This window comes from Corynebacterium otitidis ATCC 51513, assembly GCF_000296405.1.
Classification (GTDB): Bacteria; Actinomycetota; Actinomycetes; order Mycobacteriales; family Mycobacteriaceae; genus Corynebacterium; species Corynebacterium otitidis.
Window position 1 is genome coordinate 283,946 of record NZ_JH815193.1, and the last position, 14,534, is coordinate 298,479.

Annotated in this window: 11 protein-coding genes, 2 tRNA genes and 1 pseudogene; 2 read left to right on the forward strand and 12 right to left on the reverse strand. The window is 70.8% G+C overall.

Going from position 1 to position 14,534, the window contains the following annotated elements; translation table 11 throughout:
- Positions 1-160: 160 nt before the first annotated feature.
- The 3 genes from HMPREF9719_RS04160 to gltX all read right to left on the reverse strand — a co-directional run bounded on the left by HMPREF9719_RS04160 (position 161) and on the right by gltX (position 2,011).
- A tRNA-Glu gene (locus HMPREF9719_RS04160) sits at positions 161-236 on the reverse strand.
- Between the two features lie 30 nt (positions 237-266).
- A tRNA-Gln gene (locus HMPREF9719_RS04165) sits at positions 267-338 on the reverse strand.
- A gap of 191 nt (positions 339-529) precedes the next feature.
- Positions 530-2,011 carry a glutamate--tRNA ligase gene (gene gltX / locus HMPREF9719_RS04170; RefSeq protein ID WP_038075449.1) on the reverse strand — a complete coding sequence of 494 codons (1,482 nt, stop codon included), beginning with the start codon at positions 2,009-2,011 and terminating at the stop codon, positions 530-532.
- A gap of 80 nt (positions 2,012-2,091) precedes the next feature.
- On the opposite strand from gltX, the gene HMPREF9719_RS04175 reads away from it, so the two are divergent.
- Together HMPREF9719_RS04175 and HMPREF9719_RS04180 are read left to right on the forward strand one after the other, a co-directional pair.
- On the forward strand, positions 2,092-3,273 hold the full coding sequence (locus HMPREF9719_RS04175; RefSeq protein WP_004600721.1) for an isochorismate synthase: 1,182 nt from the start codon (positions 2,092-2,094) through the stop codon (positions 3,271-3,273).
- 43 nt (positions 3,274-3,316) lie between these two features.
- Positions 3,317-4,546, forward strand: a complete 1,230-nt coding sequence (locus tag HMPREF9719_RS04180) for an alpha/beta fold hydrolase (RefSeq protein WP_004600722.1) — start codon at positions 3,317-3,319, stop codon at positions 4,544-4,546.
- A gap of 102 nt (positions 4,547-4,648) precedes the next feature.
- Here HMPREF9719_RS04180 and HMPREF9719_RS04185 read toward each other — a convergent pair whose 3' ends face one another.
- The 9 genes and pseudogenes from HMPREF9719_RS04185 to HMPREF9719_RS04225 all read right to left on the reverse strand — a co-directional run.
- Positions 4,649-6,007, reverse strand: a complete 1,359-nt coding sequence (locus HMPREF9719_RS04185; RefSeq protein ID WP_004600723.1) for an MFS transporter — start codon at positions 6,005-6,007, stop codon at positions 4,649-4,651.
- 332 nt (positions 6,008-6,339) lie between these two features.
- Entirely contained in the window at positions 6,340-7,275 is a 936-nt protein-coding gene (locus HMPREF9719_RS04190) for an ABC transporter substrate-binding protein (RefSeq protein WP_004600724.1), read from the reverse strand.
- Between the two features lie 107 nt (positions 7,276-7,382).
- On the reverse strand, positions 7,383-8,090 hold the full coding sequence (locus HMPREF9719_RS04195) for an ABC transporter permease (protein WP_004600725.1): 708 nt from the start codon (positions 8,088-8,090) through the stop codon (positions 7,383-7,385).
- Positions 8,080-8,826, reverse strand: a complete 747-nt coding sequence (locus HMPREF9719_RS04200; RefSeq protein WP_004600726.1) for an ABC transporter permease — start codon at positions 8,824-8,826, stop codon at positions 8,080-8,082. The genes HMPREF9719_RS04195 and HMPREF9719_RS04200 overlap by 11 nt, the downstream gene beginning before the upstream one ends.
- Positions 8,827-9,900 (reverse strand): ABC transporter ATP-binding protein, encoded by a 1,074-nt coding sequence (locus HMPREF9719_RS04205; RefSeq protein ID WP_004600727.1) that lies wholly within the window; start codon positions 9,898-9,900, stop codon positions 8,827-8,829.
- Between the two features lie 33 nt (positions 9,901-9,933).
- Positions 9,934-11,523, reverse strand: a complete 1,590-nt coding sequence (locus HMPREF9719_RS04210) for an aromatic amino acid ammonia-lyase (RefSeq protein ID WP_004600728.1) — start codon at positions 11,521-11,523, stop codon at positions 9,934-9,936.
- 155 nt (positions 11,524-11,678) lie between these two features.
- Positions 11,679-12,440, reverse strand: a complete 762-nt coding sequence (locus tag HMPREF9719_RS04215; protein WP_004600729.1) for an S-methyl thiohydantoin desulfurase domain-containing protein — start codon at positions 12,438-12,440, stop codon at positions 11,679-11,681.
- A 15-nt stretch (positions 12,441-12,455) separates the two neighbouring features.
- Positions 12,456-12,791, reverse strand: coding sequence for an S-methyl thiohydantoin desulfurase domain-containing protein (locus tag HMPREF9719_RS09900; protein WP_004600730.1), 336 nt, complete (start codon positions 12,789-12,791; stop codon positions 12,456-12,458).
- A 36-nt stretch (positions 12,792-12,827) separates the two neighbouring features.
- Positions 12,828-14,501 (reverse strand): annotated as a pseudogene (locus HMPREF9719_RS04225) (urocanate hydratase); the annotation flags it as partial.
- Positions 14,502-14,534 lie beyond the last annotated feature (33 nt).

Sequence of the window (14,534 nt, forward strand, 5' to 3'; positions counted from 1 at the left end):
CAGAGGCCTCCCGCCGGCGGGAGCTCGGGGCGCGGGCGGCGCGGCCGGGGCCCGGCGGGAGCCGCCGCACGTGCCCTTGTCGCGCCGCGAACACGACGAGGCCCCCTCCACCGAGTGCTCGGTGAAGGGGGCCTGTGCGCCGATGGACTTGGCAGTCCTGTGGTACCCCGTACGGGATTTGAACCCGTGTTACCGGCGTGAGAGGCCGGCGTCCTAGGCCGCTAGACGAACGGGGCATAGGAATAGCGAATGTTTATTTTTCGCTGCTGGCCTACCAGGACTCGAACCTAGAATGGCGGTACCAGAAACCGCTGTGTTGCCAATTACACCATAGGCCATCGTCGCTTCCCTCGGCCGTACCGCCTGTTCGCGGTGACCGCCGTGCTCGGCGACGAAGAACACTATAGGGTGGGCGCCGCCGGGAAGACAAACGCCCAGCTCACGGCGAAAACCGCGCGCCGCGGCCGGGCGTTGTCTGCGGGGCCGCGGCGCCGCTGACTCTCTCGGGGCGCCGCGCCGCCCGGAGATTTTAGTCCTCGGCGCGGGCGTCGATGAAGTCGAGCGCCGCCTTAAGCCGGTTGAGCGTCGACTCGCGGCCGAGGAGCTCGAGGGACTCGAAGAGCGGCGGGGAGACCGCAGCCCCGGTCGCGCCGACGCGCAGCGCGCCGTAGGCCTTGCGGGGCTTGAGCCCCAGGCCGTCGATGAGCGCCGCGGAGAGCGCCTTCTCGATGTCCTCGTGGCGCCACCCGTCGAGGCCCTCCAGGGCGTCGATGGCGGCGGTGACGGCCTCCCTCGCCTCGGGCTTGAGGTTCTTGCGGGCGGCCTTCTCGTCGTAGGCGAGCTCCTCGTCCGGGGTGACCAGGAACTTCAGCAGCCGGTAGCCCTCCCCGAGGGTCTTGATGCGGGTCTGCACGAGGCTCGCGGCGAAGGAGAACTTCTCCGCCGGGTAGTCGGCCGGGAAGTCGGTGAACTCCGTGAGGTAGTCGCGCAGCCGCTTCTCGAACTCGTCCTCGCTAAGGAGCCGGATGTGGTCGGCGTTGATGGCGAGCAGCTTCTTCTCGTCGAAGCGCGCCGGGTTGCCGAGCACGTCGGCGACGTCGAAGTTCTCGACCAGCTCGTCGACGCTGAAGACGTCGCGGTCGCCCTCGAGCGACCAGCCGAGCAACGCGAGGTAGTTGATCATGCCCTCGGGGATGATGCCCTCGTCGCGGTGGTTGAAGAGGTTGGACTCCGGGTCGCGCTTGGAGAGCTTCTTGTTGCCCTCCCCCATGACGAACGGCAGGTGCGCGAACCGCGGGGTGGCCTTTGCCACGCCGATCTCGATGAGCGCCTCGTAGAGCGCGAGCTGCCGAGGCGTCGAGGAGAGCAGGTCCTCGCCGCGCAGCACGTGGGTGATCCCCATGAGCGCGTCGTCGACGGGATTGACCAGCGTGTAGAGCGGCTGCCCGTTCGAGCGCGCCACGACGAAGTCCGGCTGCGTGTCCGCGCTGAAGGACACCTCGCCGCGCACGAGGTCCTCCCACGAGAAGTCGTGGCCCGGCATCCTGAACCGCCACACCGGCTTGCGGCCCTCCGCCTCGAAGGCCTCGCGCTGCTCGTCGCTCAAGTCCCGGTCGAAGTTGTCGTAGCCGAGCTTCGGGTCACGGCCCGCGGCGCGGTGGCGCTCCTCGACCTCCGCGGCGGTCGAGTACGCCGGGTAGACATAACCCGCCTCCTTGAGCTTCTCGAGCACGTCGCGGTAGATCTCCCCGCGGCGCGACTGCCGGTACGGCTCGTTCGGGCCGCCGCGCTCGACGCCCTCGTCCCACTCGAGCCCCAGCCACTTAAGCGCCTCGATGATCGCCTGGTAGGACTCCTCACTGTCGCGGGCCGCGTCGGTGTCCTCGATGCGGAAGACGAGCCTGCCGCCCGTGTGCCGGGCGTACGCCCAGTTGAACAGGGCGGTGCGCACCAGCCCCACGTGCGGGGTTCCGGTGGGCGATGGGCAAAATCTCACGCGAACGTCACTCATGGCCGCAATCGTATCCCAGCCAGCCCACCCCCTCGCCGCCGCGACCGGCGAGGGAAAGCCGGCTACTAGCATGAGGGGATATGCCCACCCCGCGCCCGTCGACCGCGCCCGACTTCCTGCTCTCCCGCTCCACCGGATCGGTGCGCACCCAGGGCGCCCTGAAGACGTTCTCCTCCATCGGGGAGGCCGGGCGGTGGCTGGCGAGCAACGCGCCAGGAAGGCACTCGCGCCCCCCGGCCGCCGGGGAGCCCCACGAGGAGCCGATGATCGTCGGCGCGATCCCCTTCGAGATCGACAAGCCCGCGGCTCTCACCGCGCCGCGCAGCGTCATCCGCTCCCCCGGCCCGCTCGAGCCGCCGGCCTACTACCGCGCCGGCGCGAGCTCCCCCATCGAGGCGACGATCACCGGGCTCGACCCGTCGAAGAAGCGCCACCTCGCCCGCGTCGAGGCGGCCCGGCGCACCATCGAGCGCACCGCGCTCGACAAGGTCGTCCTCGCCCGCGCGGTGACCATCGCTTTCGCGCGCCGCGTCGACCCGCGCGCGCTCGCCGCGCGGCTCATCGACGCCTCCCCCACCAGGGATGGGTTCCTGGCGGACCTCTCGCCGGCCGGGGGCGCGTACTTCGGCCACACGCTGGTGGGCTCCTCACCGGAGGTGCTCATCAAGAAGCGCGGGCGCACCGTGACGGCCTTCCCGCTCGCCGGCTCGGCGCCGAGGGCCGCGGACCCCGCCGACGACCGGCTGGCCGCGGGAAGGCTCGCGGCGTCGGCGAAGGACTTAGGCGAGCACCGCTTCGTCGTCGAGCACCTCACATCCCGGCTGGGGCCGCTGTGCGAGACCCTCGACGTGCCGGACTCCCCGATCCTCACCTCGACCAACGAGCTGTGGCACCTCGCCACCCCGATCCGCGGGACGCTCGCCGACGAGGCCTACACCGCGCTCGAACTCGTCGCCGCGGTGCACCCCACGCCGGCGGTGTGCGGCACCCCGACGGACGCGGCGATGACGGTGATCTCCGGCGCGGAGACCGATCGCGGCTTCTACGGCGGCGCCGTGGGCTGGGCGGACGCGCGCGGCGACGGGGAGTTCATGGTCGCGATCCGCTGCGCGGAGATCGACGCCCTCGGCGCGCGCGCCCGGGCCTGGGGCGGCGGCGGGATCGTCGCCGACTCCGACCCCGAGACCGAGCTCGCGGAGACGACGACGAAGCTCTCCACGGTGCTGCGCTGCCTGGGCATCGACACCGACGACGTCGACTAGCACCCCGACGCGCGCGAGCGCGCGGGACTAGGCTGGGGCGGCCATGAGCACCGAAACGACGTGGCTCGGCCCCTACCGGATCGACGACCACACCATCACCGTGCCGCTGTCCACCGACCCCGGCGACGAGCACGAGATCGACGTCTTCGCCCGGGTCATCACCCCGCCCGGCGGAGAGGACCTCGAGCACCTCCTCTTCCTCCAGGGCGGGCCCGGCAACGAGGCGCCCCGCGTGCCGGCCGACTGGTTCCCCACCGCCTTGGAGCGCCACCGGCTCGTCCTCCTCGACCAGCGCGGCACCGGGCGCTCCACGCCGCTGGGGGTCTCCCCCGCGGGAGAGGTGCCCGAGGCGGAGTACTTAAGCCACTTCCGGGCCGACGGGATCGTCCGCGACGCCGAGGCGCTGCGCGAGCACCTCGGGGTGAAGCGCTGGTCGGTGCTCGGCCAGTCCTTCGGCGGCTTCACGCTGCTGCACTACGCGCAGGCCGCGCCCGGCTCGATCTCGCGGGCGTACTTCACCGGCGGGCTACCCTCGGTGACCCGCGGGGTCGAGGAGATCTACCGGGAGACCTACGGGGAGCTGCGACGCCACAGCGAGCGCTTCTACCGCGCGTTCCCCAAGCTTCGCCCCGTGGTCCGCGACCTCGAGGCCCGCGCCGCGGAGCGCACCATCGTCCTGCCCGACGGGGAGGCGGTGAGCCCCTCGCGCCTGAAGAGCCTCGGCCACCTGCTCGGCACGAACGACGGGTGGCAGCAGCTCGCCGCCCTCCTCGACTTAGGCCCTAAGCACCCCGCCTTCGCCCACGACCTCGCAGGCCTGCTGCCCTTCGACGGGCGCAACCCGCTCTACTACGTGCTCCACGAGTCCTCCTACGCCAACGGGGAGGCCACCAACTGGGCGGCCGAGCGGGCGCTGCCCGAGGAGTTCGTCAAGGACTCCAGCCTGTTCACCGGCGAGCACGTGTTCAGCGAGTGGGCCGACACCGTTCCCGCCTTCCGGCCCTGGCGCGAGGCCGCGGCCGAGCTCGCCGGCTGGGAGTGGCCCACCCTCTGGGAGCCCGAGGCCCTCGCCGAGAGCGGGATGAAGGGCGCGGCGGCGATCTACGCGACCGACGCGTTCGTGCCGCTGCGCTTCTCGCTTGAGACCGCCGACCTCCTGCCCGGCGTCGAGCGGCTCGTCACCAGCGAGCACGAGCACAACGGGCTGCGCGCCAGCGGCGGGAAGGTGCTTCGCCACCTCTTCGAGCTCGCCGACGGGACCCGCGCCCGCTAGCGGGATTCCCCTTCCCTCGCGCACGAGCGCCCCGGCCGCGCGGCCGGGGCGCTCGGTTTTGGGCGGGCGGGGCGCGGCGCGCACCCGCCGATGCTTCCCCTTTTAGTCCTCGGGGTCGGCGTTGTCGCCGGGGCGGCGCACGTAGCGCAAAAACAGCGGCAGCGCGATGAGACCGATCAGCGCGGTGACGAGCACGTAGAGGCCCGTGGAGTAGACGGTGTGGGTCGTCAGCCACGTCATGAGCGCCGGGGTCATGCCCGCGAAGACGATGCCGATGAGGTTGTAGGCCACCGACGTGCCCGTCGAGCGCACCACCGTGGGGAACACGCGCGCGATCGCCGAGGGGATGATCCCGACGTAGGAGCCGACCGCCGCGCAGCTCACCGTGTGCGCGACGAGCAGCGCGGGCAGGCTCGGGCTCGCGTGCAGCGCCACGAGCGCGCCGAGCGGGATAACCGCCATCGCGGCGAGCGTCGCACCTAGCGAGAGCCGGTAGCCGACCCGCTGCGCGACCGCCGCGGAGACGAGGCACGCCGCGAACATCGCGATGTTGCCCACCAGGGAGGCGACGAACGCCTCGTTGGAGCTGAACCCCAGGCCGGTCTCCGGCATGGAGTAGTAGGTGGGCGCGAAGATGATGAGCCCGGAGGTCGTCGTGTGCCAGGAGATCGCCATGACCGAGGCGATGAGGATGTGGCGCCAGTAGCGCTTAAGCAGGATGCTCACCGGGCGGCGCCGCCGCTCCTTGCGCCTGGCCTCGAGGTCGACGAACTCCTCGGTCTCGGTAAGGGAGGAGCGGATGTAGAGCGCCACGGGGATGATGAGCAGCCCGATGATGAACGGGATGCGCCACGCCCACTCGGTGACCTGCTGCTCGCTAAACAGCCCGGTGATCGCCACGCCGATGACCGCGGCGAGGATATTGGAGACCGCCATCGTGGCCTGCAGCCAGCCAACGACCTGGATCTTGCGGTCGTTCGGAGCCTTCTCCACGAGGTAGGACGTCGCGCCGCCGATCTCCCCGCCGGCGGAGAAGCCCTGCAGCAGGCGGCCGACGCAGAGCAGGATCGTCGCGCCCACGCCGAGCACGCCCACCGGCGGCGCGAAGGCGATGATGAACGTGCCGGCCGCCATGATCGACACGGTAAGAAGAAGCGTCGCCTTGCGGCCCTTGAGATCCCCGTACGCGCCGAGCAGCAGCGCCCCCAAAGGCCTGGCGACGTAGCCCACGCCGTAGACGATAAACGCGCTCATGAGCGCGCTGAACGCGTCGCCGGTCTGAAAGAAGTTCGCGCCGATATACGTCGCGAAGAACGCGTAGCTCGAAAAGTCGAACCACTCGAGCACGTTGCCAGCCATCGAGCCGGCGACGACCCGGCGCATGGACTCCGGCCGGCGACCGCCCTGCTTACTCCCCTCGGCGGTCCGCTCGCCCGCGGACACGCTGGTGTCGTGCACCATCCCCGATTCCCCGTTTCCTTTCACGCGGCTCGCCGCCCGGAAGGAAAATCTGATTTCCGGGCGGCGTCGTACCGGGAAAACTGTAGGAGCGAAAAGAAAAACCGGGGAATGTTCCATTCCACTCGAGGAAAACGGATCCCGCGCCGACGAAGAATGAAATTATCGGGACGCTATTTCCATTCTCGACAACTAGCAGGGCGGAAATAGTTTCTCGCTATTGTTCCTTGCGTCACAGACAAAAAGAACCGCGCCCCGCCCGGCCGAGGGGCCGTGGGCGGGGCGCTGAGGACGCGGGGCACCGAGTAGGAGTCGGGCCCGGCTTAGGTAACGGGCTAGCCGATGATGCCCTTCTCCTCGAGCCACTCGATGGCGGCCTGCTTCGGCTCGAGCTTCTCCTCGCCCGAGACACGCGCGTTGAGGCTCGTGAGCTCCGCGGTGGTGAGCTCCGCGGTGAGCTTGCCGAGCGCCTCCTCGATCTCAGGGGTGAGGCTCGAGGACTTGATCAGCGGCACGACGAACTGCTCGGGGAAGTTGCCCTCCGGGTCCTCGAGGGTGACGAGGTCGTTCTCCTCGATCTCCGGGCTCGTGGAGAAGATGTTCGCGCCGTGGACGTCGCCGTCGAGCAGCGCCTGCACCGTGGCGGGCCCGCCGCCGTCGGCGATGGCGACGAACTCGTCCGGCTCGACGCCGTAGAGCTCCTCAAGGCCCGGGATGCCGCGGTCGCGCTCGTTGAACTCCGGGGGCCCGGCGAGGATGAGCTCGTCGTTGTGCTCCGCGAGGTCGCCAATCTCGGTGAGGTCCCACTCCTCGGCCAGCTCCGAGGTGACGGTGACGGTGTCGGTGTTCTCCGCCTCGGCGGGCTCGAGCACGCTAAGCCCCAGCTCCTCGACCTGCTCGTCGAGCGCGGCCTGGACGTCCGCCCCGGGCGAGATGTCCGCCTCCGGGTCCAAGTAGAGAAGCAGGTTGCCGGTGTAGTCCGGCACGAGGTCGATGGAGCCGTCCTCGAGGGCGGGGATATAGGCCTCGCGGGCGCCGATGTTGAAGCGCTCCTCGACCTCGATGCCCGCGTCGCGGAGCGTCTCGGCGAAGAGGTTGCCGAGGATCTCGGACTCGACGAAGTTGCCCGAGGACACGACGATCGTGTCGTCGTCGCCCGAGGCCTCGCCGCCGCCGTCGCCCTCGGGCTCGTCGAACGGGTCGGAGCAGCCCGCAAGCACGATCGCGGTCGCGGACGCGGCGGCCAGGGCGGCCTTCCTGCTAATGGTCATGGCTAAGTCACTCCTTGAAGGTGATCGAAAACTAGGTGATTGCTAAGGGGAAATACCGCCGCCCGGTGCTGCCCGGGCGGTACGGCGTGGGTCTCCGGCCGGCGCCGCTAGGCTGCGACCTTCTGGCGCTTCTTCCTGGCGGCCTTCGCCGGGGGCTCGGTGCGCGGCCGCACGCGGCGCACGACGAGCGCGCCGACGGCGGCGAGGATGCCGTCCACCGCGAGCGCCAGGGTGGTAACCAGCACCGCGCCGACCATCATGCGGCCGTAGTCGTAGACGGCCAGCCCGTCGAAGATGTAGCGGCCCACCCCGCCGAGGTTGACGTAGGCGGCGATCATCGCGGTGGCGATGACCTGGAGCATCGCGTTGCGCACCCCGGCGACGATGAGCGGCAGGGCGATGGGCAGCTCGCACTGGACAATGACCTGGCGCTCGGTCATGCCCATCGCGCGCGCCGCGTCGACGGTGTCGTTGGGCACGTTGTCGATGCCGGAGTACACCCCGGCGAGCAGCGGCGGGATCGCGAGCAAAACGAGCGCGATGACCGGCGACGCGAGCCCGAGCCCGACGATGAGCACGAGGAAGGTCATGAGCCCCAGGCTCGGCAGGGCGCGCATGACGTTCGCGGCGCCCACCGCGAAGACCACTCCCCTGCCGGTGTGCCCGATGAGCACGCCCACAGGGAAGGCGATCACCGCGGCGACGACGAGCGCGAGGACCGAGTACCACAGATGCTCGCCCAGGCGGGCGAGGATGCCCGTCGAGCCGAGCCAGTTGGAGCCGTCGGCGAAGAAGGCGATCATGTCAGCGAACATTGGCGACCTCCCTCGTCGCGGGGCCGGCCACGCCCGGGGCGGAGCCGTCGGTGGCGGGCTTCTTCTCCTTCGGGCGCCGGGTCTTGCCGCGCCTGGTGTTCTGCTCGACGCGGGTCCACGGGGTCAGCGCCCGGCCGATGAAGGCGAGCAGCCGGTCGAAGACGAACGCGAGCAGAAGGATAACGATGATCCCGGCGAGGATCTGGTCGGGGTAGCTGCGCTGGTAGCCGATGGTGAAGAGCTGGCCTAAGCCCCCGATGCCGATGACCGCGCCGACGGAGACCATCGACACGTTCGTCACCGCGACGACCCGCACGCCGGCGGTGAGCACCGGGATGGAGAGCGGCAGGTCGTTGAAGACCGCCTGCTTGAGCGGCGAGGTGCCGATCGCGATGCTCGCCTGGCGCACGTCCTCGTCGACGGAGTCGAGCGACTCGAAGACGGTGCGCACGAGCAGCGCCACCGAGTAGAGCGACAGCGCGATGATGACGTTGAGCGGGTCGAGGATCTGGGTGCCGACGACCGCGGGCATCGCGACGAACAGCGCGAGCGACGGGATCGTGAACACCACCGAGGAGAGGACGACCGCGACGCGGCGCGCGACCTTCGTGCGGTAGAGCAGCATCCCGATGGGCAGCGCGATGATCAGCCCGATGACGATGGGCACGACCGAGAGGTAGATGTGCTCCAGCGTGAGGCTGAGGGCCTGCTGCCAGTTCTGGAACAGCCAGGTCACTTAGCGCACCCCCGCCTTGTCGTCGACGAGCTCGAAGACGTCCTGGCTCGCCACGGTGCCCACGGGGCGGTCCTCGCCGTCGACGACGAGCCCGAACGGCCCCGGCGAGGAGAGCACCGAGTCGAGCGTGGAGCGCAGGCTCCCGCCCTCGAGGCTCGCGACGGTGCCGACGGGGAAGGTGTCGCCGTCCTCGGCGACCCAGCTCTCCGCCGAGCCGTCGGCGCCGACAGCGAGCCGCCAGCCCTCCGGGGCCTGCCGGGCGCCGTCGGCGGCCTCCCCGAGGGGCTCGACGGAGATCTCGCGGCCGTCGGGGAAGCGCAGCGCCGGCTGGAAGGACAGCGCCCGAAAGCCACGGTCGCGGCCGATGAACTGCTCAACCTCCTCGTTCGCGGGACGCGTGAGCAGCGTCTCGGGGGCGGCGTACTGCTGGACGACGCCGCCGCGCGCGAAGACCGCGATCTTGTCGCCGAGGCGTAGCGCCTCGTCGATGTCGTGGGTGACGATGACGACGGTCTTCTTTAGGTCCTTCTGGATGCGCAGCACCTCGTTTTGCAGGTCGTCGCGGGTGACCGGGTCGACCGCGGAGAACGGCTCGTCCATAAGAAGGATCGGCGGGTCGGCGGCGAGCGCCCGAGCCACGCCGACGCGCTGCTGCTGCCCGCCGGAGAGCTGCGCGGGGTAGCGGTCGGCGAGCTCCGGGGCGAGGCGCACCCGCTCGATGGCGTCGCGCGCGGCGGCGCGCGCCTTGTCCTTGGGCACCTTCTTTAAGCGCAGCACCTGGGCGACGTTGTCGAGGACGCTGCGGTGCGGCAGCAGCCCGGCGTGCTGGATGACGTACCCGATGCCGAGCCGGTGGCTGACGGGGTCGACGTCGGCGATGTCCTCGCCGTTGACGATGACGCGCCCCTCGCTCGGGTCGGTCATCTTGTTGATCATCCGCAGCGAGGTCGTCTTGCCGCAGCCGGACGGGCCGACGAAGACGGTGATCGAGCCCTCCTCGACGGTGAGGTTGAGGTCCTTGACCGCGGTGGTGCCGTTCGGGTGAACCTTGGTGACGTTGTCGAACGTGATCATGGGTGAAAATCCTTCAGTCAGGGCGAGGGGAAGCTAGGTGGTCGAGGAGTCGCCCCTGGGGCCAGGCTGGCAGCGCCCGTCGCGCCGCGCGGCCTCCTCGGCGAGCAGGTCCTGCAGTGCGTCTAGCTGCATCTGGGTTTCTCCGGTGGGGTCGTACTGGTAATAGATTCGCGCCGCGCGGCCGAGAAGTCCAGCGAGCCTCGGGCCGCGGCGGCGGTGGTAGACCTCCGGGTCGAGCGCCGCGACCCCCACCGCGGCAAGCAGCTCGATGGCGAAGAGCTGCCCGGCGAGGTCGACGGCCTCGCGCAGCCGGCGGGCCGCGGAGTAGGCCTGCGAGTTGTGGTCCTCGACCCCGTCGCCGACGACGGCGGTGTAGAGCGAGATGGGGTTGGCGAGGTGCTGGCCGCGCACCGAGAGGGTCGCCGCGATGTTGGAGAGTACCGGCGGCACGATCGGCCTGTCGTTGCGCGCGTAGCCCGCGAGCTGCTCGGAGAGCGGGCGCTCGGTGCGCAGCCTGGAGATGAGCACCGAGATGCGTCGCTCCGAGAGGATCATGAGGTGCGCGAGCGCGACCCTGGCCTGCTCGAGGGCGAGCGTGAGCCGAAGCGCCGAGAAGTTCCCGTTGGACACCATCCGGCCGCGCGCAAGGTCGATGTAGGGGTTCTCCGGCCTCGAGTTGAGCTCGACGGTAAGCACCTCGTTGAGCTGGGAGAGCTGCTCGAGGAGCACCCCGTGCACCTGCGGGATGGTCCTAAAGGACAGCGGGTCCTGCAGGCTCGCGGGGCGGACCTCCCCGTCGCCGAGCGCCCCGCCGGAGAACAGCGCCCGCATCCGCTCGCCGGCGCGGATCTGCCCGGGGTGGGCCCTGGCCTCTACGACCTCCTTGTCGAAGACCCCGGTGTTAAACGAGAGCGCGTCGATGCTCGATGCGGCGGCCAGGTCGGCCTCCCTAATCAGGGTGGAGAGCTGGCCGGCGGCGAGGCAGCCGATGCCCACCGAGCCGGCGTTGCCGACGACGAGCGCGTGGCCGTCCTTCGCGCCCAGCCGCGCGGGCGCGAGGCCTGCCCGGACGAGCGCCTCAGCGGCGGGGACGACGCCGCCGCCATCTCCGAGCACGCGGCCGTGGCCGACGATGACGGAGCCGACCGCCGCGAGCTGCGCGAGGTCCGCCGAGCCCACCGATCCGACCTCGGGGATCGCCGGCGTGATCCCGGCGTTGAGCAGCGCGGCGAGCGAGTCGATGAGCGTCCTGCTCCCGCCGGAGTTGCCCCGGGCCATGACCGCTAGCCTCGTGGCCATGACGGCCCTCGCCTCGATCCGGTCGAGGAGCCTGCCGGTGCCCGCGTTGTGGGAGGTGAACACGAATTCCTGGAAGAGCTCCTGCAGGCCCTTCGGTATCGGCTGGTCGCGCAGCGGGCCCAGCCCCCTGGTGACGCCGTAGGCCGGGGTGTCGGAGTTGACCAGGGCATCGACGAGGCCGCGGGCGTCGTCGATGCGCCGGTAGGCCTCGGCGCTCAAGGCCACCGGGGTGCCGCGGGCGGCGATGCGCTCGACGTCGCAGGGGGTGGCCTCCCTGGAGCCGAGCTCGAGGAGCGCCTCCCTGGCGCGCTGCGTCGTGGTCATCTCACCCTCCCCCACACTGGTCTCGTCGCCGGGCCTTCTGGCCCATCTAGTCTATGTCGTACCGACTGGTCTGTTTCTTAGCGGCCGGGGTCGGCCCGGGCTTCCCGGCCCCGCCGCCCGGGACGAACCCGGGGCTGCGGCGCCTGCCTTCCGGTCTACTCCCCCGCCGGGCGGTAGGCGTTCGTCCCGCCGCGCAGGCTCTCGTCCAGGTGCTCGAGGAACGGGATCTTTAAGATCTCCTCGCACTCGCGCAGCGCGGTCGGGTCGATCGCCGAGGTGGAGACCGGCAGCTTTCCTGCGGGCACGACGATGAGCGCGGTCTCATGCCCGCCCTCCCCGACGTCCTTGACGGCGACGGAGTCGCTGGTCTCCAGGTCGATCATGATGATGGAATCCGGGTAGCTCGCGACGCGCTCCTCGCCGCTGGTGACGGCCATGAACTCGTTGAGGAAGGGCACGACATACTCCCCGACGCGGAACGCGCCGTGGTCGAAGCTGCCGTAGGTCTCGACGGGCTCCTCGATGGTGAGCGGGCCGGTGGCGAGCACCTCCCCGCCGAGCCGCTCGGCGACGGCGTCGACGAGCTCGGAGCCGCCGCCGGCCTCCTGCATGTCCGCTCCCAGGTCGAGCGCGAGCGAGATGGAGCCGTGGGCGGCGTGCTCGCGCACGTAGGAGATCTCGAGCGGGTTGCGCGCCGAGGCGATGAACCCGCCGCCCCTGATGGAGATGTCGCGCAGCACGTCGTCACACGTGTTGAGCCGACCCCTGTTGACCGAGAGGAAGTGCCCGCCGAGCTCCCGGTTCCCGCCCGAGACGACCTGGGTGGTCTCGTAGCCCTCGCGCTCCTGGAGGCCCAGCGAGCCGAGCTTGCCCGTCGGGTGGGCGCGCACGTCGCCCGCGGTGTCGAGCACCGTCACGCCCAAAACCGAGGACTAGATCCAGCCGTTCAGCGTCGTCGAGTAGCCGTTCTGGGCGGTGAACACCGCGGAGATGGGCTTGCCGGTCTGCTCGATGAGCTCCTCGAGGGCATGGACGTAGTCGACGGGGCGGAGCTCCCAGTTCTTCGAGGCGGGCGCGCCGATCGCCGCGACCGTCGCGACCCAGGTGTCCTCGGGCAGCTCGTCGATACCCGCCAGCACCGGGCGGTTGAGCCTCGTGGCGAGGTCTCCCATGAGCTCGCCGTGGTGCTTCCAGCCGCCGCCTCCGCAGGCGAGCACCCCGCCGCCGATGACGGCGTTGCGGGCGTCCGTGGGGGTCAGTTCACGCATGGTGGGGTGAGTTCCTTTCCGTATCACCGCTGGGGCTTAGTCATCGTCACCGGCCACATCGGGCGGGGCGGCGATGAGGCGCACCGGGGCATTGCCGGTCTCCCCGCCGGATCCGGCGGAGTGCACCGCCTCCTCGTAGCCGGCGGTCGCGTGCCGAAGCACGCCGAGGCCGGAGTCGGAGTCGAGCGCGCGGGAGAGGCGCCCGGCGGCGCCCTCGGTGCCGTCGGCGATGACGGAAACGCCGGCGGACTGCATCCAGCCGGAGTAGCCGCCCCCGCCGGAGTGCACGGCCACGAGGTCCGCTCCCCCGGCGGAGAGCAGCATCGCATCCAGCAGCGGCCAGTCGGCGACCCCGTCGGAATCGTCGCGCATGCCCTCGGTGCCGATGCGCGGGTTGGTCATGCCCGCCGAGTCGAGGTGATCGCGGGTAAACAGCACCGGCGCGCTGATCGTGCCGTCGGCGACCCTCTCGTTGACGGCGCGCGCCAGGGCGGAGCGCTCCCCGTGGCCGAGCCAGCACGAGCGCGCAGGCAGGCCCTGCGAGGGGATGTGAGTGCGGGCGAGCTCGATCCACGCGGCGACCTCGGGCCGGTTGGGAAAGAGCGTCGCGGCGAGCTCGTCGACGGTGCGCTGGTCCTCCTCCGAGCCGGAGAGGCACACCCAACGAAACGGCCCGATCCCGCGGGCGAAGAAGGGCCGAAGGTAGCCGGCCATGAACCCGGGGATCCGGTTGACGCGCTCGGTCTCGCCCTCGCCTAAGTGCTCGAGGGCTTGCGCGCGGAGGTTGTTGCCGTTCTCGAAGGCGACCGCGCCCGCCCCCTGGAGGCGCAGGATCGCCTCGACCTGCCTGGCGATGGACTCACGGGCGTCCGTCTCGACGCGGGCCGGGTCGGTCTCGCGGAGCTCGACCCACTTGTCGAGCTCGTAGCCGGCGGGCACGTAGCCGTAGCGCGCGTCGTGCGCGGCTGTCTGGTCGGAGACGATGTCCGGAACGATGTCGTTGTCGGCGAACCACTCGAAGGCGTCGGCGGCGTTGCCGATCAGCCCCACGGCCACGCTCGAGCCGGAATCGATGCTGCGCTTGAGGATGCGGTGGGCCTCGGCCGGGCCGCGGGTGAGCTCGTCGAGCCCGCCCGTCTCCAGCGCGCGGCTGGCCTTCGTCTCGTCGATCTCCACGGTGATCGAGCTGATGCCCAGCATCCGCGCGGAGATCGGCTGCGCCGAGCCCATCCCGCCGAGCCCCGCGGTGAGGAACCAGCGGCCCAGCGCCTGCTCGCCGGCCTGGAGGCCGAAGTGGCGCTCCGCGACGACGCGAAGCAGCTCGTAGGTGCCCTGGAGCACGCCCTGGCGGCCGATGTACTGCCAGGCGCCGGCGGTGAGCCCGCCCCAGATGGTCTTGCCCTCCCTCGCGCGCTCGTAGAAGCGCTCGGGGTCGGACCAGCGCCCGACGGTGTTGTTGATCGCGGAGACCACCATCGGCGAGCGCGGGCTCGTCGGCACGACGCCGATCGGCCGGCCGGTCTGCAAGACGAGCGTCTCGTCCTCCTCGAGCTCGAGGAGAGCGGCGACGATGCGGTGCGCCTCCTCCCAGCTGCGCGCGGCGCGCCCCAGCGAGGCGTAGATGATGAGCTCCTTGGGGTTCTCGCCAATCTCGAGGGCGTTCTCGAGCATGCGCAGCAGCCCCTCGGCGCGCCACGTGCGCGCGCGGCGCTGGCCGCCGCGCTAGGCGCGCACCCGCTCGGG

What these genes read in the sequence shown, in the direction of transcription:
- HMPREF9719_RS04205 (WP_004600727.1), bottom strand. Translation starts at nt 9,900, where the DNA reads ATGATCACGTTCGACAACGTCACCAAGGTTCACCCGAACGGCACCACC.
- HMPREF9719_RS09900 (WP_004600730.1), bottom strand. Translation starts at nt 12,791, where the DNA reads ATGCGTGAACTGACCCCCACGGACGCCCGCAACGCCGTCATCGGCGGC.
- HMPREF9719_RS04180 (WP_004600722.1), top strand. Translation starts at nt 3,317, where the DNA reads ATGAGCACCGAAACGACGTGGCTCGGCCCCTACCGGATCGACGACCAC.
- HMPREF9719_RS04185 (WP_004600723.1), bottom strand. Translation starts at nt 6,007, where the DNA reads ATGGTGCACGACACCAGCGTGTCCGCGGGCGAGCGGACCGCCGAGGGG.
- HMPREF9719_RS04175 (WP_004600721.1), top strand. Translation starts at nt 2,092, where the DNA reads ATGCCCACCCCGCGCCCGTCGACCGCGCCCGACTTCCTGCTCTCCCGC.
- HMPREF9719_RS04190 (WP_004600724.1), bottom strand. Translation starts at nt 7,275, where the DNA reads ATGACCATTAGCAGGAAGGCCGCCCTGGCCGCCGCGTCCGCGACCGCG.
- HMPREF9719_RS04210 (WP_004600728.1), bottom strand. Translation starts at nt 11,523, where the DNA reads ATGACCACGACGCAGCGCGCCAGGGAGGCGCTCCTCGAGCTCGGCTCC.
- gltX (WP_038075449.1), bottom strand. Translation starts at nt 2,011, where the DNA reads ATGAGTGACGTTCGCGTGAGATTTTGCCCATCGCCCACCGGAACCCCG.
- HMPREF9719_RS04195 (WP_004600725.1), bottom strand. Translation starts at nt 8,090, where the DNA reads ATGTTCGCTGACATGATCGCCTTCTTCGCCGACGGCTCCAACTGGCTC.